This is a genomic window from Candidatus Skiveiella danica (assembly GCF_022705245.1).
In the GTDB taxonomy this organism is placed as follows: Bacteria; Pseudomonadota; Gammaproteobacteria; order Burkholderiales; family Burkholderiaceae_C; genus Skiveiella; species Skiveiella danica.
In genome coordinates, this window is the sequence record NZ_JAKJEW010000111.1 from 1 (window position 1) to 772 (window position 772).

Here is a 772-nt window from a genome sequence, read left to right on the forward strand (position 1 = left end):
TCATCGAACAATCGGTGTTCTCGCTGATCAGCCAGATCACGACCACGACCACGGGCGCGGGCGATGGCCGCCAGCAGGTGGCCCGCATCGTGGCGATGCTGCTTCAGTTCGGCGAGAAGAATCCCGGCATGGCCCGTGTCATGGTGGGCGATGCCCTGGTGTTCGAGAACGAGCGGCTGCAGCAGCGCATGAACCTGTTTTTCGACAAGATCGAGTCGGTCTTGCGCCAGTCTTTGCGCGACGGTGCCCTTGGCGAGGGCTCCAGCACACCGGGCCTGGATGCCCAGGTGCAGGCGGTGGGGCAGTTGCAGCGTTTCACGCGTTCGGGATTTCGGCGCGTGCCGACCGACAAGCTTGACGCTTGTTTGTCCCGAATGCTGTTCATCGCTTAGCGCCCGTCATTCCTCTAGGTTTCGGCCGCTCCTCGAGCCAGAGGGCTCCCCGTTGTCCTGGACGACAAGGGTTTACCCCGACACCAACTAGATTTCAGTCTCTAGAACACCCCTGCGGGGTGGCGGGATTCCAGAATTCCTGCAAAATAGCACGATCGTTCGTTTTATTTTGTTTGGAATCCATGTCCGTTACCCAACCCGTCAGCAAAGCCGCCGCGCCGCGCAGCAAGGACGTCGTCCGCGACGGCGGCCGGGAGGGCCGTGCGCTGCTCAAGGGTCAGCAGACCAAGGCGGCCATCGTCGACGCCGCACTGAGCCTGGCCACGCAGATCGGGCTGGAGGGCTTGAGCATCGGCGCGCTGGCCGAGGTCACGGGGATG

1 protein-coding gene and 1 pseudogene are annotated in these 772 nt (G+C 63.0%); both read left to right on the forward strand.

Annotation, left to right across the window (positions count from 1 at the left end):
- Nucleotides 1-392 (forward strand): nucleoid occlusion factor SlmA (gene slmA / locus ACMUOY_RS20310; RefSeq protein WP_413894534.1); only part of this gene is annotated, 392 nt, incomplete at its 5' end.
- A 182-nt stretch (nt 393-574) separates the two neighbouring features.
- Nucleotides 575-772 (forward strand): annotated as a pseudogene (locus ACMUOY_RS20315) (TetR/AcrR family transcriptional regulator); the annotation flags it as partial.